The sequence below is a fragment of the Nonomuraea sp. NPDC050643 genome (assembly GCF_040654715.1).
Classification (GTDB): domain Bacteria; phylum Actinomycetota; class Actinomycetes; order Streptosporangiales; family Streptosporangiaceae; genus Nonomuraea.
Genome location: NZ_JBFAIM010000006.1, coordinates 117,153 through 137,968 on the forward strand (window position 1 = coordinate 117,153; position 20,816 = coordinate 137,968).

Sequence of the window (20,816 nt, forward strand, 5' to 3'; positions counted from 1 at the left end):
TCACCTCACGCGTTCGCGGGTGGGCGGGCGGACCGAGTTGCGCACGACGATGTGGGTGCCGAGGACCACGTGCTGGCGTTCCCTGCGGTTGAGGGCCAGCCGGACCGCCGTGCGGCCCAGCTCCTCCGTCGGGATGTGCACGGTCGTCAGGCCGGGCTCGAGGTCGGCGGCGAACGGGATGTCGTCGTAGCCGGCCAGGGACACGTCGTCCGGGACCCTCAGCCCGGCCTCCCGCAACGCCGCGAGCACGCCGATGGCCACCATGTCCGTGGCCGCGAACACCGCCGTGAACTCCGCCCCGCGCGCGATCAGGTGCCGTGCCCCTTCGTAACCGTCCGCGCGGCCGAAGCCGGTGGGCACCACGAGCGCCGGGTCGTGTGGAACGCCGAACGACTCATGGGCCCGGACGAAGCCGCGGACGCGGTCGAGCTTGGTGGTGCTGGCGTCGTCGGGGGAGTCGGCGCCCAGCAGGGCGATGTGGCGGTGGCCCTGCGACAGCAGGTGGCTGGTCATGGCGTACGCGCCGCCCTCGTTGTCGTATTCCACCACCGTGGTGGGCACGTCGCGGCCCAGCGGCGGGCGCCCGCACAGGACGAGCCGGGAGCCGGCCCTGTCGAGGGCGTGGGCGAAGTGCGTCATGCGCTCGACGTAGGCGTCGTCGAGAGAGCCGCCCCCGACCAGGATGACCGCGTCGGCGCGCTGCTCGCGCATGGCCTCGACGACGGCCAGCTCGCGGGCCGGGTCGCCGTGGGTGGTGCACACCATGCACAGCCGGCCCTCGGCGGTGGCCTGCTGCTCCACGCCCTTGGCCACGTACGCGAAGGACGGGCCCGTGACGTCGTCGAGGACGAACGCCACCATCTTGGTGCTGGCCCCCGACAGCGCGCGGGCGTGCACGTTGAGCACGTAGTCGAGCTCGCGCATCGCCCGCAGCACCCGCGTCCTGGTGGACTGGGCCACCGGGTAGTCGCCCTTGATCACCCGGGACACGGTGGTGGCCGACACCCCCGCCCGCGCGGCCACGTCACGGACGGTGACCCGCTCGTCGTCGGCGCTCACACTTTTTGTGCTTACTTTTCGCGACAAGGGCGGCCCTTCACGGTCTTCGACACCTGACCGAAGTCTAGGGGTGTCGCGATCGGGTCGGCATCCCGCCGTAGCTCCACTTTCACGGGGTCAGGCGACCCGGTCGAGGTCGTCGTGGGACACCTGGTGGGCGAGGGGAGAACCGGCGGCCAGCCGCTCCAATTCGTCGAGGACGGCGGCGCCCATCCTGGCCAGTTCGTTGCCCTGGGAACCGGCGATGTGGGGGGTCAGGAAGGCGTTCGGCAGGTCGTACAGGGCGGAGCCGGAGGGCAGGGGCTCGGGGTCCGTCACGTCGAGGACGGCCGACAGCCGGCCGGTGCGCAGCTCGGCGACCAGCGCGTCGGTGTCCACCAGGGAGCCGCGCGCGGTGTTGATGAGCACCGCGCCGTCCGGCATGAGCGCGAGGCGCCGCCGGTCGAGCATGTGCCGGGTCTCGTCGGTGGCGGGGGCGTGCAGGCTGACGATGTCGCACGAGCGCAACAGGTCCTCCAGGCCGACCTGCTCGACCCCCTCGACCCGCGTGTACGGGTCGTACAGGCACAGTTCGAGGTCGTGCGGCGCCAGCAGGTCGATCACCCGGCGGCCGATGCGGGAGGCGCCGACCACGCCGACCCTGCGGCCGTGGTTGCCGACGGAGGGGTGCACCTCGCCCAGCGGGAACCAGCGCCGGCGGCGGTAGTCCTCGCGCAGCGTGAACACGCCCTTGCCGGCCAGCAGGACGGCGCCGACGGTGTACTCGGCCACGGGCACGGCGTTGGCGTCGGCGGCCGAGGAGACGAGCAGCCCGCGGTCCCAGCAGGCGGGGCTGATCAGGCCCTTCACCGAGCCCCCGGCGTGCAGGGTGGCCCGCAGCCGGGGCGCGGCGGCCAGCACCGTCTCGTCGAGCGGCGGGCAGCCCCAGCCGGTGATCAGGACCTCCACGCCGGGGAGCACCTGGGCCAGGCGCGGATCGTCGAAGCGCTCCGCGACCAGCGACACGTCGATGTCGGCGATGCTCAGCAACCGCGCCATGGCGGGCGCGGGGAAGAGCGTCGCGAGGTGTTCCGCGCGCATGGCGAACAGCGCCTTGGGGCGGTGAAGCACGGGGCTGGGCCTTCCATTCGGAAACGTCATAGAAACCGGTCTCTACCGTAGGAGTGCTCGGTGTTCTGGTCAACGGTGGTGGAGAGATGCCCGTCGAACTGGGTTCATGTTGATAAATGTAACGTGTCGGTAACGCGTTCTTGTGGTGGATGGTGAGGAGTCGTAGCGTTCGCAGCGATCGGTTTCTGTCACTGGAGGCAACGCATGAACATCAGGGACCACCGGCCGCCACGATGATCCACCGCGCTTCCAGGCTGCGTACGCGGCTCGACCCGGCCGCGTCCGAACCCCGTTCCGTGGAGACCCGATGATCCGCAACCCCGTCCTGCCCGGCTTCCACCCCGACCCGTCCATCCTGCGCGTCGGCGACGACTACTACCTGGCCACCTCGACGTTCGAGTGGTATCCGGGCGTCCGCGTCCACCACTCGCGCGACCTGGTCCACTGGCGGCCCCTGGGCGGGCTGCTCGGCGAGCGCAGGCTGCTCGACCTGTCCGGCGTGCCCGACTCCGGCGGCGTGTGGGCGCCCGACCTGACGTACGCCAACGGGCTGTTCCACCTGGTGTACGGCGTGATGGACAACTACGGCCACGGTTTCAAGGACATCGCCAACCACCTCGTCACCGCGCCCGCCATCGAGGGGCCGTGGTCGGACCCGGTCAGGCTGCCGGGGCGGGGGTTCGACGCCGCGCTCTTCCACGACGACGACGGCGGCTCGTACCTGCTGAACATGGTCTTCGACTCCCGCCCCGGGCACGGCTTCGCCGGGATCGAGCTGCAGCCGCTGGCCGCGGGCGGCAAGCCGCGGCTGATCCTCGAGAACCGGAGCGTGACCGAGGGGCCGCACATCTACCGGGTCGGCGGCTGGTACTACCTGATGGTCGCCGAGGGCGGCACCGGCTACGAGCACCGCGTGAGCGTGCTGCGCTCGCGCTCGCTCGACGGCCCGTACGAGGACGACCCCGCCGGGCCGATGCTCACCTCCCGCCACGACCCCACCCTGGAGCTGCAGAAGGCCGGGCACGGGTGCCTGGTCGAGACCCAGGGCGGCGAGTGGTACCTCGCCCACCTGGCCGCGCGGCCCGTCACACCCCGGGGCAGGTGCGTGCTGGGCCGGGAGAGCGCGATCCAGCGGGTCGAGTGGGAGGACGGCTGGCCCCGGGTGACCGGGGGAGTGCCCGCCGTCGAGGTGCCCGCGCCCGCCCTCCCGCCGCATCCGTGGGAGCCGGCGGCCGGGTACGGGTGGAGCACGCTGCGCCGGCCCGCCTCGCCCGACTGGGTGCGCTTCGACGGCGACCGGATCACGATCGAGGGCGGCCAGTCCCCGTACGGGCTGCGCGCCCCCAGCCTCGTCGCCCGCCCCGTGACCGGCGGCAGGTGCACGCTCGAGACGACCGTCACCTTCGAACCCGGCAGCGTGCACCAGTCCGCCGGGATCGCCGCCTACTACAACTCCCGCACCTGGTACCACCTCGCGCTCACCACCGGCGGCCTGGTCCTGACCGGCAGCGACCGCGGCGCCCGCACGATCCACTTCACCGGCCACCCCACCGGCCACCCCACCGGCCACCCCACCGGCGGGCCCGCGACCCGGCTCGGGCTCGAGTTCGACGGCCCCGTGCTGCGCTTCTCCTGCGACGGCACGACCATCCCCGTGGAACTGGACGCCACCACCCTGTCCGACGAGTACGCCGACGAGATCATCGACGGCCAGATCCGTTCCTTCGGCTTCACCGGCGCCTTCGCCGGCCTGTGGGTGCAGGACCTCGCGGGCGAGGGCTGCCGGGCCGTCTACCACGACACGACTTACCACGCGCTGTGATGTTCACGCTCACATAACCCCCCCGAGGAGTACACATGACGATCCCGCGATGGCCTGCCACGGCCGCCGTACTGACCATGACGGCGCTGAGCCTGGCGGCGTGCGGCCAGGGAACGGCGGCCCCGCCCGTCGGCCAGGGGCGACCGGGGCCGGTCACGCTGGATTACTGGACCGACAAGCAGGGCTCGGAGGCCGCGGTCGCCGCGTTCAACGCCGCGCACGAGGACGTACGGCTCAGGTACGTCAAGGTGCCCGCCGCCGACCTGGTCAAGAACCTGCGCAACGCGCACAAGGCCGGCGACGGGGCGGCCATGCCGTGCATCGCCCAGACCGACAACCGCAACGGCGGCCAGCTCCTCGCCGAGGGCGTGATCAAGGACCTCACCAAGGAGGTGGGCGGGAGCGCGGCCACGTTCTCCCCGGGCGGGGTCGAGGCGCTGACGCTGGCCGGGATCACGTACGGCGTGCCGGACAAGCGCGACCCGCTGTTCAGCATGTACTACAAGCCGATCTTCGCCGAGCGCGGGCTGAAGTACCCCACGACGTGGGAGGAGCTCATCGAGATCGGCAAGAAGCACCTGAAGAAGGACGGCATCGCGGTCTTCAACCTGGCCGGCGAGGACCCCTCGACCATGATGGGGCTGGCCTGGCAGGCGGGCGCCCGCTGGTACTCCGTGCAGGGCGACGCCTGGAAGATCGACTTCACCGACGACGCGTCGAAGTGGTCGGCCGGCATCATGCAGCGGCTCCTCGACGACGACCTCGTCGAGAAGATCTCCTACGCCGAGTACGCCGCCATGATGCAGGAGTACGACCAGGGCAAGATCGCCATGCGCCAGGTCTCCACCTGGCAGCTCGCCGGCCACCAGCGCAACATGAAGGACTCCCTCGGCAAGTGGGAGGCCGGCCCCAACCTCGTCGTCAGGGGCCAGAGCGCCCCCGTCTCCGCCGCCGACACCGGCGCGCTGGCGGTGCCGTCGCTGTGCAAGGACACCGCGAAGGCGGCCGAGGCGGCGCTCTGGCTGGCGACCGACCGCGCGTCCGTGGCCGCGATGGCCGACCCGGTGGCCGGCTCCGGCTGGTACCCGGCCGTCGCCGACCCGGCGCCGTTCCTGGACGCGGTGGTGCCCAAGCAGCTCTGGGGCGAGCACGCCGAGGCCGGCAAGAAGGTGATCGCCGACTCGGCCCGCTTCGCCGACGGCTGGGTGTACGGGCCCAACTCCACCGCCATGTACGAGGAACTGGCCGACAAGTGGGGCAAGGCCATGAACGGCGAGATGAAGGTCGAGGACGTGCTCACCCACATGCAGCGGTGGACGGTCGAGGACCTGAGGCGCAAGGGCGTCAAGGTCGTCGGATGAGCGCCGTGAGGGGGCCGTCGCGGCTCCCTCACGCCTGGCCAAGGAACCCCTCATGTCCACTCGGCGCAAGGGCGCGGCCTTCTCCGCGCCGTTCTTCATCGGCTTCGCCTGCCTGTTCGTGCTCCCGCTGCTGTACGCCGCCTACCAGAGCCTGTTCACCATGCGCACCTCGGGGCTCGGCATCGGGCCCCGGCAGGAGGTGTTCACCGGGTTCGGCAACTTCGCCCGCGGCCTGTCCGACACCACCTTCTGGGCGGCCGTGGGCAGGGTGAGCCTCTTCGCGGCCGTCCAGATCCCGATCATGCTGGCGCTGTCGCTCACGATGGCGCTGCTGCTCGACGCGGTCACCAGGCCGGTCGCGCATCGGTACCGGCTGGCGTTCCTGGTGCCGTACATGATCCCCGGGATCGTGGCGGCGCTCATGTGGATGTACATCTACAGCCCCCGCCTGGGCCCGCTCATCGACGTGACCGGGATCGACTTCTTCGCCTCCGAGCTGATCTGGGTCTCCATGGGCAACCTGCTCACCTGGGTGGGCGCCGGGTTCAACATGCTCATCGTCTACGGGGCGCTGCAGTCGGTGCCGCGCGAGATCTTCGAGGCCGCCCGCATGGACGGCGCCTCGGAGCTGCGCGTCGCGCTGTCCATCAAGATCCCGTACGTGCGGGGCGCGCTCGTGCTGACCGGCATGCTGTCGATCATCCACATGCTGCAGATCTTCAACGAGCCGCTGTTGTTCCGCAACGTGGTGCCCGAGGTCGTCACCAAGGACTTCACCCCGATCATGCTGATCTACTACGAGGCCTTCGACGGCAACGACTACAACTACGCCGCCGCGCTGTCGATCATTCTGGCGGTGGTCGTCGGCGTCATCTCCATGATCTTCTACCGCGTCACGAACAGGGCCCAGCGACCATGAGAGCCACCCAGTCACGCACCTCGCAGGTGCTCATCCTGTTCGGCCTGGGCCTGTTCGCCCTCTACTCGGTCGCGCCCGTCTGGTGGCTGGTGGTCTCGGCCACCAAGTCCCAGACCGACATGCTCTACGGCAACGGGCTCTGGTTCGCCGACTTCAACCTGGGCCGCAACCTGGAACAGGTCTTCACCTACGGCGACGGCATCTTCCTGCGCTGGGTGCTCAACAGCTTCCTGTACGCCGGCGTCGGCGCCGCCGTCTGCACCCTGATCTCCCTGGCCGCCGGCTACTCGCTGTCGCGCTTCTCCTTCCGCGGCCGGGGCGCCGGCCTGGCCCTGGTGATCGGCTCGTTCCTGATCCCCGGCGCCATGCTGACCATGCCGCTCTACCTGCTGTTCGCCAAGCTCGGCCTGGTCGACACCGTGTGGGCGGTGCTGCTGCCGGCCTTCATCAGCCCGTTCTCGGTCTACCTGTCGAAGGTGTACGTGGACGGCGCCGTACCGCCCGAACTGCTCGAGGCCGCCCGCGTGGACGGCGCCGGCGAGCTGCGGATCTTCTTCCAGATCGTCACCCGCCTCATGACCACGGGCGCCGCCACCGTGTTCCTGCTCGCGTTCGTGAGCAACTGGAACGGCTTCTACCTGCCGCTGACCATGCTGCGCGGAGAGGACAAGTGGACTCTCAGCCTCGGCCTGTACGCCTGGAACCTGCAGCGCACCGAGGCCGAGACCGACCTGACCGCCCTCGTGCTCACCGGCTCCCTGCTCGCCATCGTCCCGCTCGCCGTCTTCATGATCGCGATGCGCCGCTACTGGCAGTCGGGTGTCACCCTGGGCAGCCTCAAATGATCCGCGGGCGGCACCGGGGCTGGCTCGCCGCCCACGAATCCGGCTCCGACGTCTTTATTTATCGGGTCAGGCGGGGCAGGGCGGCGTGTAGGGACGGCCCGGGACGTACCTCGCCCACTCCGCCCGGGTGATCGACGTGCCCGACGCCTCGCAGACGTTCGCGCTCGCCTGCTCCACGTTCAGCCCCCACAACTGGGCGGCCCGGTCGGTGGCGCCGGCCAGGACCGTGCCGTCCGCGCCGAACTCCACGTCCGTCACCGCGCCGCGCCCGGCCAGCACCGCCCAGAGCGACGGGGCGGCGGGGTTGGCGACGTTCCACACCCGGACGGTCATGTCCTGCGACGACGTGGCGAGCGTGCGGCCGTCGGAGCTGAAGGCCAGGCCCGTCACGTCCGCGGTGTGGCCGGGCAGCTCGGCCACGCGCCTCGGCCGCTCGGGACGGGTGACGTCCCACAGGCGGGCGGCGCCGTCCGACGCCGCCGTGGCCAGCGTCCTGCCGTCGGGGCTGAAGCGCAGGTCGAGCACGCCGCCGGGGTGGGCGGCGAAGCCGGACAGGGCGCGTGGCCGGGCGGGCTTGGACACGTCGTAGAGGCGTACCGACGAGGTGCCCGAGCCGGTCGCCAGGACGCGGCCGTCCGGCCGGAACACGGCCACGTTCAGCCGCCCGTCGGTGCCGCCGGGCGAGGACACCTGCTTCGGGGCGGCGGGCTTGGCGACGTTCCACAGCCGCGCCTCGCCGTCCCGTCCCGTGGTCACCACCGTCTTGCCGCCGGGCCCGTACGCGACCGAGCGTACCCCGCCCGTATGCCCGGTGAGCGTGGCGAGGAGTTTCGGCGTGGCGGGCTTGGAGACGTCCCAGATCTTGGCCGTGGCGTCGAGGGAGGCCGTGACCAGGCGGCGGCCGTCGGGGCTGAAGGCGGCCGCCAGGACGAGACCGGTGTGCCCGGTCAGGGTGGACTGCGGCGCGGCCACCGCGGGATCGGAGATGTCCCAGAGCCGGACCGTCTCGTCGTCGGACGCGGTGGCGAGCGTGCGCCCGTTCCCGGCGATCGCCAGCCCGTTGACGAGCCCGGTGTGGGCGGCGAGCCGGGCGCGGGGGGCGGCGCGGGCGGCGTTGGCCACGTTGAAGAGCCGGGCGATGCCGTCCGCCGACGAGGTGGCCAGGTTCTGGCCGTTCGGGCTGAACGCCACCCCCGTCACCGCGTCGGGGAAGCCGGCCACCGTGGCGGTGAGCTCGGGCTCGCGCGGGTTCTCCATGCTCCACAGGCCGACGGTGGCATCGGCGGAGGCGGTGGCCAGCACGTCGCCGTCCGGGCTGAACGCGACGTCCTCGACGGCGGCGGCGTGCCCGCGGCCCGTGCCGACGAGCCTGGCGCCCGTGATGTCCCACACCTGCACGGTCCCGGAGGCGGAGGCCGTGGCGAGGTGGACACCGCTCGGGGCGAACGCCACGCTCCTGACGGCGCCGTCCTGCGAGGTCAGCACCGCCAGGCTGGTGGGCCGGGCCGGGGTGAGCACGTCCAGGAGCGTGATGCTCCCGCCCGCGGAGGTGAGCGCGACCAGGCGGCCGTCCGGGCTGAAGGCCGCCCTGGTGGGCTCCGTGGTCTGCCGCAGGACGGAGAGCTGCCGGGGCTCGCCGGTGTCGGCCACGTTCCACAGCCGCAGCGACATGTCGCGGGACACGGTGGCGAGGACGTCCCCCTTCGGACCGAACGCCACCGAGCTCACCTGGCCCTTGTGGCCCTTGAGCGTGGCCAGGGCGCGCGGACGGGCGGGGTCGGTGACGTCCCACAGCCGCGCCGTGCCGTCGGCGGAGCCGGTCGCGAGGACCCGGCCGTTCGCGCTGAAGGCCGCCGTCACCACGCTGCCCGTGTGGCCCTTGACCACGCCGGCGCTCTTGGGACGGAGGGGGTCGGCGACGTTCCACAGCCGCGCGGTGAAGTCGCCGGAGGCGGTGACGGCGACGCGCCCGTCAGGCCGGTACGCCACCCGCTCGACCGGGGCCGCGTGCCCGATCATCCGCGCCCCCACCGGGCGAGAGAGCGAGCCGAGCAGCGCGCCCCGGGCCTCCGGGGTGGCCGACAGCCGGAACGCGCTCAGGGCGAGCTGGGCGCCGAGCGAGGTGTCCTGGGCGGCGTTGGCGCCGGCGGCGACCTGGCGGGAGAGCGCCTGGTCGCGCAGCCTCGTGGCGTCCGCGGCCAGGCGACCGGACTCCCTGGTCCGCAGCAGGGCCGTGATGCCGCCCGCGGTCGCCACGAGGAGGAGCACCGCGAGGATGGCGATCGCGCCGCGGGCGGTCACCGACCGCTGACGCCGGCGACGCCGTGACGCCCTGAGGAACTCCCGCTCGACCGGCCCGGCCCCGCCGTCGCCTGGGTCACGATCCGCGGCCTCCGGCGGCTCCGCGACCGCCGCCAGGGCGATGGTGAGGCGGTCGTCGGTGTACAGGTAGGACGGGTTCTGGCCGTCGTGCTGCCACATCCGCGCGTCCTCGGCCAGGCGATGCCGTACGACCAGGGCGGCACGGGCGGTCTCGGCCCAGTTCCCGAGCCGGGGCCAGGCCCGGATGAGCGCCTCGTGGGCGAGCTCAGCCTCGTCCTTGCCCCGGTTTCCGGCCCCGGTCGTGGTGACGAGCCGCGCCCGGACGAACTCCGCCAGCACCTGGCCCTCCACCGAGGCCGCGCCGGGGCTCAGAGCGGCGATCGGGACCCGTCTGCGCAGCCCGTCCGCCTGCTCGTCCACGCGTACCAGCCGGGTCAGCAGCTCCCGCGCGACCGGCTCGGACTCCGCCCCGAGCCGCCGCAGCGTCTCCTCGCCCGTCATCGCCAGGGCCCGCGCCACCCCGCCCGCCGCCCGGTGGCCGGCCATGGTGAGCGTCCCGCCCGTACGCCGCTGCCAGGTGGCCAGCAGCGCGTGCGAGAGCAGCGGCAGCGGGTACGCGGTCCCGTCCGGCGCGCGCAGTTCCTCGAGGATCAGCTCGGTGAGCCCGGGTTCGAGCGTGAGCCCCGACCGCGCGGCCGGCTCCTCGATCACCCTGCGCAGCCGGGCCTCGTCCATGGGCGCGACGATCTCGGGCCGCCGCATCGTCTCCAGCAGCCCGGGGTAGGCCGCGCAGCGTCCGAAGAAGTCACCCCGTACGGAGATCACCACGGCCGCCGACCGGGACAACTCCACGAGCGCCTCGACGAAGCGCCGCCGCTCCGCCTCCTCCGGGCAGGCGGTGAACACCTCCTCGAACGGGTCGACCACCACCAGCGACCGCTGGGGGACGCCGCGCCGCACGGCCTCCGGGTCGGACTCGATGATCGCCCGCAGCCGCTCGGGGTCCCTCCCGGTCAGGCCCGCCAGCACGGCCGCCAGCCCGGCCACCGGCCGCGCGCCCGGGGTCAGCACGACGCACCGCCCGCGCTCCTCCCGCAGCGCCGGGATCAGCCCGGCCCCCAGCAGCGACGTCTTCCCGCAGCCCGCCGGGCCGGTCAGGACGAGCGGGCCGCCGGTCTGGAACGCGTGCGACCCGATGACCACCGGCGGCCCGGCCTCCCTGAACGCCTGCCGCACGCGCGTGGCCAGCGACCTGACCTCGTCGTCACGGCCGAAGAACAGCTCGGCGTGCTCGGGTCCGTACGCGGCCAGCCCGCGGTAGGGGCAGTCCAGGTCGCCGGGGGCCGCGATCGGCGGCCCCGGACGGGCGCGCGGCCCCGCGTGGGCGGGGTTGACCGCGAGCGGCGGCAGGTCGCCCAGTTCCCCGGCCTGGCGGCGGGGACGGGGGAATCCGGCGCCGGGCAGCGTACGGGCCAGGTGGTGGTGGACGTGGTCCAGCGTGAACGCCGGCGGTCCCGCCGGGTCGCCCTCGTTCAGCAGCCTGAGCAGCGCCCCGCTGAGCGCGGTGTGCCTGACGCCCGGCAGCGCCCAGGCGTTCTCGTCCTTGCTCGACGACGCGAGCACGTACGCGCCGGGCCAGGCCGTGTCCAGCACCTTGTCCAGGGTCCTGTCCATGGCCCTGGACGCCACCGGCCGCGCGCCGCCGCCGGTGAAACAGCAGTCCAGGACCACGACGACCAGCTCGGCCCGCGACGCCGCCAGGATCTGCCGCACCACCCCGTACGGCAGCGCCTGATACCCCGGCACCCCCTGCCCGAGGTCCACGGTGGCCCGGGTGGCCAGGTGCAGCTCGTCGTCCGGCCCGAACAGCCCGTGCCCGACATAGTGGAACATCAGCACACTCGTCGCCTCGCGCGCCGCCCGCTCCAGCGCCTCACCCAGGTTGGCCGGGGTCGCCGGGTCCAGCAGCACGGTCAGGTTTCCCGGCGCCACGCCCGCCCGCTCGACCAGGCACGTGCCGAGATCGTTGACGGTCGCCGGCACGGCGGGCACCAGCGGCAGACGCGACGAGGCCCGGTGCGTCCCGGTGCCCGCCACCAGCACTCTGACGCCCTCGGACGCCAGCAGCAGAGGTGGACCGTTCCATCGGAGGGGTCGCACGAACCGGGTCTTCTCGAGCGTCGCAGATTCGTCCTCGGTCATCCGGCGCTCCACGGCGTGGAAGGTCAATCGGCCACAGCTTGTCGAGGGCGCCGTACGCGGCGACAGCTTCAGCTCAACGGACAAGCCGGACTGGGCCGGACGACCCCCCGATCGGCGCGTATCGCAGAGGAGAACGGCGGGAGAGACCGCCGTTCCCGGTTGTAAGGTTACGCACGTCTGCGGCGGCCGTCGAGGGGCCGGTCACCGGGGGAGTGCTGGGGGAGCACCGCGAAGACGCGTTTCCGGACGAGCTCCAGCGACCGGCTGGGCGCGGACCAGGATCACGCCCCGGCCTCCGGCGCGACGAGCCTGAACCCGGCCGACCCGCACACCTCCCAGCCGCACCCCTTGAGGCTCTCCTCCTCCAGGACCCGCACCTGTGACCCGCAGGCGCCACGGCAGACGGGGCGAAACGCAAGCAAGCCGGAAACGAAGCCGCGCATCCCGCCCCGCCCAACCCACCCCTCGCGGAGCTCACCCGCCCCGCCCGATCACCCATCTCGATCGGTCACCCGCTTCCTGCCCGGTCACCTGCCTCCCCGCCTCTCGAAGGACCTGTGCCGCAGCCGAAGTGGTGCGCCAGCCTGGAACCAGGGTTGGGGGGCTACCAGTTGGCCGGTAGGCCCGGGGTGGTGGGAGGGAGGGCGTGGTCCGGCGGGTGGATGACGTAGGCCACCCCGCCGCTGCTGGAGCTGCGCAGCCACACGTTCTCGAAGGCCGCCCGCGGATAGACATGCCGTACGGCCGAATTGCTCGGCGAGGCCGGGTCGTTGGCGATCACGTCGCCGTCGGCGGTGAAGCCGACGATCGCCATGAGGTGGCCGTTGGTGCCGTATCCGGCGCCGGGCAGCTCACCCTTCTTGAAGGACTGCGAGGTGATGACCGGGACGCCCGCCGTGATCAGCAGCTCGAGCTCGGTCAGCGAGCGCAGCCGGGTGACGAAGCCGTCCATCCCGTAGCGGCCCGCGTACGCCGTGTTGAAGGGCCAGTTGCCCGCCCCTTCGTAGGCGTGGTCGTAGGTGTAGCGGGCGGCGTAGTCGACCTCCGGGTTCGGGTCGGAGGGGTCGACCCAGGCAGTGTCCTGGTCGCTCGGCCATTCGTCCCAGTAGCCCAGCACCATCGTGGTCGAGGTCGGGCTGCACCACGCCTCGCCGCCGCCGTCCCACTCGGGGTAGTGGCCCTGGTGGATGTTCTGGGAGCGGCGCGGCACGGCCAGCTCCGTCCCCCAGGCGCCGCCACCGGGGCTGACCGGTACGGTCTTGCGCTCGGGCACGTTGGAACTCATCACCCCGGACGTACGCACCCGTGGCGTCACCGAGGAGCCCGGCGCGCGGTAGAGGGTCAGGCGGAGCTGGTAGGCGCTCACGGGCTTGCCCGCCGCCGCCACCAGCGTGTCGACGGCCACCGTGGCGTCCGCGTCGCCCTGCCCGGCCACCGACGTGCGGCGGATGTCGCCTTCGGCGTGGGACCAGCGGCCCAGCGAATACCACTTCGTCAGGCCCTCGGCGTTGCGCGCGCGAGCCTCGACCTGCAGCCAGCTCCCCGGCGGGACGTCGGCGGTCCACGAGGCGATCAGCTCGGTGGCCGGGAAGCCGATCTCCTGCTCGGGGCCGGTCCAGCGGGCGTACTCCCACGTCTTGGTGCCGAGCGCGTCGGTGTAGGAGATCGTCCCGGCGGCGGAGCCGAAAGCCAGCCCGTCGCCCGCCGTCGTGCCCTCGGACGTGCCCGAGCCGAAGTCGGCCCGTTTGAAGACCACGTCAGGGGGCGCGTCCGCCGGTCGTGCCCTGGCACCGGCGGGAGCGGTGAAGGTCGTGACCAGGAGCAGGGAGGACAGGACCGCGGTCAGCGCACGCATGTACCCACCTTCTCGAAAGCCTCTTGATGCGGCCGAGACTAGGCACAGTGGGTGGGTAAAGCATCGGCAGATCTACGTATCAGTCCGGGGCCCCGGTGAGCTTGCCCCGGCCCGCACTGCGTGGCACCTGGGCGCGGACGTCCACACCACCCGACTTTTTGGGGAAGGGTGACACAAGACATGAAATGAACCCCCAGGAAGTGGGACATGCGGAAATACGTGATCATGGGCGTACAAGGGAGCGGCAAGGGCACGCAGAGCGCGCTCCTCGCGGGCGACCTCGACCTCGTGCACATCAGCGTCGGCGACATCTTCCGCTGGCACGTCAAGAACCACACCAAACTCGGCGCCCAGGTCCGCCGCCTGGTCACGGCGGGGGAGCTGGTGGGGGACGACCTGGTGGAGGACGTCGTCAGGGACCGCCTCCAGCTCCACGACTGGAACTACGGCTTCATCATCGACGGCTTCCCCCGCAACCGGCGCCAGGCGGAGTTCTTCCTGGAGAGCTACGACATCGACGGGGTGGTCCACCTCGACCTGCCCGACGACGAGGTACGCCGCCGCGTCCTGGCCCGCCGGCTGTGCTCGCGATGCGGCATGGACTACAACCTCATCGCCCACCGGCCGGAGGTGGAGGGCCGGTGCGACGTGTGCGGCGGCGACCTGATCACCCGCGAGGACGACGCCCCCGACGCCCTGGCCCGGCGGCTGTCCGACTACCACGGCAAGATCGACCCGGTGGTCGAGCTGTTCCGGCGCAAGGAGTATGTGCTGACGATCGACGCCAGGGCCGACAAGACCACCGTCCAGCAGACCATCCGCACCCGCTTCGGCCTCCCACCGTACACACCATCCCAAAAGGAGCCGGCCCGCCTACCCGGCTGACCCCGAACGACTCGGGGGCGGCACCGTACAGCCGCCCTCACCAGCCCCCTCCAGGACGAACCTCAACGGGCCAGATGCCTGCTGATGACCATGCGCTGGATCTGGTTGGTGCCCTCGAAGATCTGCATGATCTTGGCCTCGCGCATGTACCGCTCCACCCGGAACTCCCGCGTATACCCATATCCACCCAGCACCTGCACCGCGTCCGTCGTCACCTTCATCGCCGCATCCGTGGCCACCAGTTTGGCCACGCTCGCCTGCCGCCCGTACGGCAGTCCCGCGTCGCGGCGGCGGGCCGCGTCCAGGTACGTCGCCCGCGCGCTGTCCACCCCCGCCGCCATGTCCGCCAGCAGGAACCCGAGCCCCTGATGGTCGATGATCTTCTTGCCGAACGTCTGCCGCTCCTTCGCGTACGCCACGGCCTCGTCGAGCGCCGCCTGGGCGAGGCCGGTCGCGCAGGCGGCGATGCCGAGGCGGCCCGAGTCGAGGGCGCTGAACGCGATCTGCAGCCCCTGCCCCTCCTCGCCGATCAGCCGCTCGGGCTCCAGGACCGCCCCGTCCCAGTGCGCGCTGGTCGTCGGCACCGCGTGCAGGCCCATCTTCTCCTCGGGCCGCCCGAACGTCAGCCCGTCGGCCGCCCCCGGCGCCAGGAAGCAGGACACGCCGCGCGAGCCCTCTCCCGTGCGCGCGAACAGGGCGTAGAAGTCGGCGATGCCGCCGTGGGTGATCCAGGCCTTGTTGCCGGTGATCCGGTAGCCGCTCTCGACCCGCTCCGCCTTGCAGGTCAGGGCGGAGGCGTCGGACCCGGCCTGCGGCTCCGACAGGCTGTAGCCGCCGATCAGGTGCCCGGCCAGCATGTCGGGCAGCCACCGGTCGCGCTGCTCGGGGGTGCCGAAGGCGTGGACGGGGAAGCAGGCCAGCGTGTGCACGCTGGTGGCGACGGCGACGGCCGCCCAGCGCATCGCCAGCTCCTCGATGACCTGCAGGTACACCTCGTACGGCTGCGCCCCGCCCCCGAACTCCTCCGGGTACGGCAACCCGAGCAGCCCCGCGGCCCCCAGCGTGGCGAACAGCCCCTCCGGGTAGGTCTCCGCCCGCTCATGCTCGTCCACCCGGCGCGCCAGCTCCTTGTCGGCGATCTCCCGGGTCAGCTCGATGAGATCCTGGGCGTCCTGGTCGGGCAGCAGGCGGTCGACGGTCATCGGTCACTCCTGGCGGTTCAGACGGCGGGGGCGGACTCGTCCAGGCGCTCCAGCGCGGTCCTGGCGCTTTCGCGGAACCGGGCGACCCGGGCGAGCTTGATGTCCTCGTACCCCCGGATGAGTTCCGGCAGGCCGGCGATCTCCTCGACGGCGGCGGCGGTGGCGGGGGTGAGGTGGTTCAGGGCGGTACGGACCAGGTCACGGTACTCGGTGACGAGCTCCCGCTCGACCCGGCGCACCTCGGCGCGGCCGAACACGTCGAACGCCGTCCCGCGCAGCACCCGGGCGGCCCGCAGCCCGCGGAACAGGACGCCGGCCGAGCGGCGCAGCCTGATCTTGCGCTTCATGCCCATCGCGCGCAGCGCCGGCGGGTGCAGCAGCACCGACACGACCGCGTCCGGGCCGAACTCGCGCTCGCGCCGCTCCTTCTCGACGGGGTCGAGGTGCAGGCGGGCGACCTCGTACTCGTCCTTGTAGGCCATGAGCTTGTGCAGGCCGCGGGCGTAGGCGAGGCCGATCGCCGAGCCGGACCCGGCGCCCGCCCGCTCGGTGGCCAGGGCGGTCACCTCGCGGACGTCCTCGGCGTACGTGCGGGCGTAGGTCGCGTTCTGGTAGCCGGTCAGGTCGGCGACCCGGGTGGCGACCGCCTCCTCCAGGCCCTGCGGCTCCGGCTCCGGGTCGGGCAGGACGGCCGCGCGGACGGCCTCGGGGTCGGCCACGGCGGCGCGGCCCCAGCGGAAGGCGGCCAGGTTCTGCTCGACGGCGGCCCGGTTGAGCGTGATGGCCCGCTCGATGGCCGCCGCGCCGACCGGCAGGCAGCCGTGCTGGTAGGCGGCGCCGAGCAGCAGCAGGTTGGCCGGCATGTGGTCGCCGAACAGGGCCTCCGACAGCGCGTGCGCGTCCACGCAGAGGTGCTCCTTGGTGGCGGACTCGACGCGCGCCACCGCGTCGGCGTGGCCCGGCACCGGCACGCGGCCGGTCACCATGGCGGCGGTGGGCACGATCGAGGTGTTCAGCACGGCGACCGTACGCTCCGGGGCGGCCACGGCGAGGGTGGCGTCGGCCGCCGCGCCCAGCACGTCGAACCCGATGAGCACGTCGGCGCCGCCCCGGGAGGCGCGTACGGAGCCCTCCGGCGCCCGCTTCGAGATGCGCACGTCGCTGACCACGGGCCCGCCCTTCTGCGCCAGCCCCGTCTGCTCGAGCCCGGCCGCGTGCAGCCCGTCGAGGTGGGCCGCCATCTGCAGGATCTGCGAGACGGTGACCACGCCGGTGCCGCCGATGCCGGGCATCCTGATCAGCACCTCGTCACCGCCCCTCGGGACCGGGTCCGGCGGCCGCACGGGCAGGGGCGGCGGCGTCTGGCGCCTCTTGACCGGGGTGCCCGGCTCGACCAGCAGGAACGACGGGCAGTCGCCCTTGAGGCAGCTCAGGTCGGTGTTGCAGGAGGCCTGGTGGATGCGGGTCTTGCGGCCGTACTCGGTCTCGACCGGCTGCACCGACAGGCACGTCGAGACCTCGCCGCAGTCGCCGCAGCCCTCGCAGACGCGTTCGTTGATCACGACCTTGTGGGTGGCGGCGGGCACCTTGCCGCGCTTGCGCAGCCGCCGCTCCTCGGCCGCGCACCGGTCGTCGTGGATCAGCACGGTCACGCCGTCCAGCGCGGCCAGCTCCTTCTCGACGTCGGGCAGGTCGTCGCGGTGCCGTACGGAGGCGATCGGCGCCAGCCGCACCCCCCGGTACGTCTCCGGCTCCGGCGTGGTCACCACGATCCCGCGCACGCCCTCGACGGCCAGCTCGTGCGTCAGCGCGGGCACGTCCAGCCGGCCCTCCGCGCGCTGCCCGCCGGTCATGGCGACGGCGTCGTTGTAGAGCAGCTTGTACGTCATCGACACCCCGGCCGCCACGGCCGCCCTGATCGCCAGCGAGCCGGAGTGGTGGAAGGTCCCGTCGCCCAGGTTCTGCACGAAATGCCGGTCCTCGGTGAACGGCGACAGCCCGAACCACTGGGCCCCCTCGCCGCCCATCTGCGTGATGCCGACCTGGGTGCCGCGCCCGTGCCCGTCCAGCGCGATCATCGCGTGACAGCCGATGCCGACGCCGACCAGCGTGCCGTCGGCGGTGCGGGTGGAGGTGTTGTGCGGGCAGCCCGAGCAGAAGTACGGCGTGCGCGCGGCCACCACCGGCAGCAGCCCCCGCCGGGGACCCCGTGCCGCCGGGGTGGGCCGCTCGATGCCCAGGCAGGTGGCGATGGCCTTGGCCACGTCCTCGGCGCCCAGCGTGCCGCGGGCGGTGAGCAGTTCCCTGCCCACGACCGCCGGGGCGCGCTCGCCGCCGTACAGGGCCTGCTTGAGGTGTCCCTCCAGGAACGGCACTTTGTCCTCGACCACGAGCACCCGGTCGAGGTCGGCGGTCATGGCCGCCAGCTCGTCGTACGCGAGGGGGAACGGCATCCCGATCCTGATCAGCCGCAGCCCGAGCTCGTCCCTGGCCGCCTCGTCCAGGCCCAGGTCGGTCAGGGCCCGCTGGACCACCGCGTAGGTGGCGCCCGAGGCGAGGACGCCCAGGGTGGTGTTGCCGGCGCCGGACATGATCCGGTTCAGGCCGTGCGCGCGGGCGTACGCGCGGGCCAGGTCGAGGCGGCGGGTGAGCATGTCGTGCTCGGCGTCCAGGGCGGCCGGGCCGAGCAGGATGGGGGCGGAGCCTCGGGAGACGCGGTCGGGTGCCGGGATGCCGGCGCGCAGAGGGCCGAGGTCGACGGTCGCGGAGGCGTCGGCGATGTCCGCGACGATCTTCAGGCCCACCCAGAGCCCGATGGCCCTGGACATGGCGACCGCGTGCAGCCCGAACTCGATGATCTCCGCGACCGAGCCGGGCGCGAGCAGCGGCAGGGACAGGCTCTGGCACATCGGCTCGCACGAGCTGGGCAGCGTGGAGGACTTGCAGCCGGGGTCGTCGCCGATCCAGGCCACCGCGCCGCCGAGCGGGGCCGTGCCGGCCACGTTGGCGTGCCGGACGGCGTCGGCGGCCCGGTCGAGGCCGGGGTTCTTGCCGTACCAGAAGCCGGTCACGGCGTCGTGGCGCCGGCCCGGCACCTGTTCGAGGAGCTGGGTGCCGGCCACCGCCGTGGCCGCGAGCTCCTCGTTCAGGCCGGGCTGGAACACCACGCCCGCCTGATCGAGGAAGGGCGCCGCGCGGCCCATCTCCAGGTCCACGCCGGCCAGCGGCGAGCCCTGGTAGCCGGTGACGAACGCCCGGGTGTCCAGCCCGCGCTCCTCGTCCAGGCGGCGCTGCTCCAGTGTCAGGCGGACCAGCGCCTGGATCCCGGAGATGAGCACCCGGCCGTCTCGCGCCGCGTACTTGTCGTCGAGCGATACCGGGGCGGGAGCCTCGCTCGCGCTCATGCGAACCTCCTGGCGTCGTACGTGTGATTCCCAGCACAGCAACGCTGACATGGTGTGCGCAAGTATTAGATGAGAAACTGGGCCGAAGACGCAAACAATATGAGTACATAGGATTCGTCGCTGATGTTCTTTGCGCCTCCAGGAGGTGTGCTCCGTGTCCGACGTGGACGAGATCGATCACCATGTGCTGCGCCTGCTGAGGGAGGACGGGCGCCGGACGTTCTCCGAGATGGCCGAGCTGGTCGGGCTGTCGGTGGCGGCGGTCAAGCGGCGGGTGGACCGGCTCAGGGAGCTCGGCGTGATCACCGGGTTCACGGTGCAGATCGACTACGGCAAGCTCGGGTGGGGCATCGAGGCGTTCACCGAGCTGCGCTACCCCGGCACGACGCCGGTCAGCGAGATCGTCAGGACCGCCACGGACGTGCCCGAGGTGCAGGCGGTGTTCACGATCGCCGGCGACCCCGACGCGCTGATCCACGTACGGGTGCGGGACCTGGGGCACCTGCAGCAGGTCATCGACCGGCTGCGCAGGGCCGGGGACGTGACGGGCACCAAGACGCTGCTGGTGCTCGGATCGTGGACGCGGGACGCGCTGGCACCGCGCCCGAGGTGAGGTCAGGGGGCCCGTCCGGCCTTGTCCGGGGTTTTCGTGCGCCGGGCGGGCTCGTCCGGGGTCTTCTCGCGGCGGGAGAAACAGTGCACGAGCAGGCCGATGGCGAGGAGCACCGCGACGCCGAGCCCCAGCATCCACAGCGACGCGCCGGTCAGGGCCAGTGAGCCGGGGTCGCGGTGGTGGGCGGGCGGAGGGACGGCGGGTACGTCGCCCGCGACCGGCGCCGGGCGCGGCTCGCGGTGCCTCCTGGGCCTGACCTCGGCCTCGGCCTCGGGTGGCCGCTCCGCCGTCTTCCGCTCGCCCCGGGCGCGGGGCGTGGGGGCGCTCGGGCGCGGCCTCGGGGTGGGGGCGGGCCTGACGGTGGTGTCCGCGCAGGTGCGGTTGTCGCCGAGGTCGTCGTCGCGGCCCGAGGTCTCGACGGTGGCGCAGTTCTCCAGCACGCCGGGGACGTCCGGGACGATGGTGTACGTGAGCGTCCGGGTCTCGGCCGGGGCGAGCCCGCCGAGGTGGCAGGCCAGGCCGTTGCCCGGGCACTCGGCGGGGCCGGCGGCGATCGTGGCCCGGTCGCCGGGGGCGGGGCTCTGGACGGTGACGTCCTCCGCCCGCGACGGGCCCCGGTTGGTGACGGTCAGCGTGTAGGGGAGCCCGGTGCCGGTCTTCGCGTGGGCCGGGCCGTCGGCGACGATCTCGACGTCGCTCACGGCCTGGGCGCGGCTGACCAACTGGGTGGCGTCGCCGCCCGTGACGTGGGCGCGGTTCACGATGGGCGTGCCGTCGGGGAGCGCCGGGCCGGTGGTGAGCGGGATCTCGTACCGTACGCTCCGGCCCGCCGGGATCGTCAGGCCGGTGCCGCCGCAGGTGACGGTGCGGGTGGTGAGCGAGCAGCTCAGCGGGAGCCGGCCGGGGGTGACGTGCTGGTCCAGGGTGGCGGTGATGGTGACGTCGGAGGCGTCCTGGGCGTCGGGGTTGGTGACGGTCATCGCGTAGACGGACTCCGTACCGATGATCATCGGGATCGGGGTCATGGACGAGTCCATCCGCAGGGCCGGTCGCGAGGGTACGGGGGCGGCGGCGGCCGAGGTGCAGCCGCCCAGTGCCCCGAGCGCGATGATCGCCGCGATCTCGGGCCTGCCCATGTCGTACCCCCGCTGCCGTGCCTGCTCGACCCGGAGTGATCCTCCCGCCGGGCGGCCGGTGCGCGGGGGCGATCCCACCGC

General features: G+C 72.7%; 14 protein-coding genes. 6 read left to right on the forward strand and 8 right to left on the reverse strand.

What is annotated here, in order from left to right; all coding sequences use genetic code 11:
* Positions 1–1,059 carry a LacI family DNA-binding transcriptional regulator gene (locus AB0I15_RS09860; RefSeq protein ID WP_358092398.1) on the reverse strand — a complete coding sequence of 353 codons (1,059 nt, stop codon included), beginning with the start codon at positions 1,057–1,059 and terminating at the stop codon, positions 1–3.
* A 117-nt stretch (positions 1,060–1,176) separates the two neighbouring features.
* Positions 1,177–2,169, reverse strand: coding sequence for a hydroxyacid dehydrogenase (locus AB0I15_RS09865; protein ID WP_358092400.1), 993 nt, complete (start codon positions 2,167–2,169; stop codon positions 1,177–1,179).
* A gap of 307 nt (positions 2,170–2,476) precedes the next feature.
* On the opposite strand from AB0I15_RS09865, the gene AB0I15_RS09870 reads away from it, so the two are divergent.
* Genes AB0I15_RS09870 through AB0I15_RS09885 form a run of 4 tightly spaced genes read left to right on the forward strand, consistent with a single transcriptional unit; the run spans position 2,477 to position 7,116 of the window.
* Entirely contained in the window at positions 2,477–3,991 is a 1,515-nt protein-coding gene (locus AB0I15_RS09870; protein ID WP_358092402.1) for a glycoside hydrolase family 43 protein, read from the forward strand.
* A 35-nt stretch (positions 3,992–4,026) separates the two neighbouring features.
* Positions 4,027–5,352 carry an extracellular solute-binding protein gene (locus AB0I15_RS09875; protein WP_358092404.1) on the forward strand — a complete coding sequence of 442 codons (1,326 nt, stop codon included), beginning with the start codon at positions 4,027–4,029 and terminating at the stop codon, positions 5,350–5,352.
* A 52-nt stretch (positions 5,353–5,404) separates the two neighbouring features.
* Entirely contained in the window at positions 5,405–6,271 is an 867-nt protein-coding gene (locus AB0I15_RS09880; RefSeq protein WP_358092406.1) for a sugar ABC transporter permease, read from the forward strand.
* The gene (locus tag AB0I15_RS09885; RefSeq protein WP_358092408.1) at positions 6,268–7,116 is read left to right on the forward strand and encodes a carbohydrate ABC transporter permease; all 849 of its coding nucleotides are present in this window, start codon (positions 6,268–6,270) and stop codon (positions 7,114–7,116) included. Before AB0I15_RS09880 ends, AB0I15_RS09885 begins: the two co-directional genes overlap by 4 nt.
* 66 nt (positions 7,117–7,182) lie before the next feature.
* On the opposite strand, the gene AB0I15_RS09890 is transcribed toward AB0I15_RS09885, so the two are convergent.
* The 3 genes from AB0I15_RS09890 to AB0I15_RS09900 all read right to left on the reverse strand — a co-directional run bounded on the left by AB0I15_RS09890 (position 7,183) and on the right by AB0I15_RS09900 (position 13,495).
* The gene (locus AB0I15_RS09890) at positions 7,183–11,640 is read right to left on the reverse strand and encodes a hypothetical protein (RefSeq protein ID WP_358092410.1); all 4,458 of its coding nucleotides are present in this window, start codon (positions 11,638–11,640) and stop codon (positions 7,183–7,185) included.
* Positions 11,641–11,921: 281 nt separating this feature from the next.
* Positions 11,922–12,062 carry a hypothetical protein gene (locus AB0I15_RS09895; RefSeq protein ID WP_358092412.1) on the reverse strand — a complete coding sequence of 47 codons (141 nt, stop codon included), beginning with the start codon at positions 12,060–12,062 and terminating at the stop codon, positions 11,922–11,924.
* Positions 12,063–12,244: 182 nt separating this feature from the next.
* A complete protein-coding gene (locus AB0I15_RS09900) occupies positions 12,245–13,495 on the reverse strand; it encodes a C39 family peptidase (protein ID WP_358092414.1) in 1,251 nt (416 codons plus the stop codon).
* A gap of 207 nt (positions 13,496–13,702) precedes the next feature.
* Between AB0I15_RS09900 and AB0I15_RS09905 the strand changes: the two genes are divergently transcribed.
* A complete protein-coding gene (locus AB0I15_RS09905; RefSeq protein WP_358092416.1) occupies positions 13,703–14,380 on the forward strand; it encodes a nucleoside monophosphate kinase in 678 nt (225 codons plus the stop codon).
* Between the two features lie 62 nt (positions 14,381–14,442).
* Here the strand turns inward: AB0I15_RS09905 and AB0I15_RS09910 are convergent, their stop codons facing one another.
* A complete protein-coding gene (locus AB0I15_RS09910; protein WP_358092418.1) occupies positions 14,443–15,582 on the reverse strand; it encodes an acyl-CoA dehydrogenase family protein in 1,140 nt (379 codons plus the stop codon).
* 17 nt (positions 15,583–15,599) lie between these two features.
* Positions 15,600–18,986 (reverse strand): indolepyruvate ferredoxin oxidoreductase family protein, encoded by a 3,387-nt coding sequence (locus AB0I15_RS09915; protein WP_358092420.1) that lies wholly within the window; start codon positions 18,984–18,986, stop codon positions 15,600–15,602.
* Between the two features lie 154 nt (positions 18,987–19,140).
* Between AB0I15_RS09915 and AB0I15_RS09920 the strand changes: the two genes are divergently transcribed.
* The gene (locus AB0I15_RS09920) at positions 19,141–19,599 is read left to right on the forward strand and encodes an Lrp/AsnC family transcriptional regulator (RefSeq protein WP_358092422.1); all 459 of its coding nucleotides are present in this window, start codon (positions 19,141–19,143) and stop codon (positions 19,597–19,599) included.
* Between the two features lie 2 nt (positions 19,600–19,601).
* Here the strand turns inward: AB0I15_RS09920 and AB0I15_RS09925 are convergent, their stop codons facing one another.
* On the reverse strand, positions 19,602–20,735 hold the full coding sequence (locus AB0I15_RS09925) for a hypothetical protein (RefSeq protein WP_358092424.1): 1,134 nt from the start codon (positions 20,733–20,735) through the stop codon (positions 19,602–19,604).
* Positions 20,736–20,816: the final 81 nt, after the last annotated feature.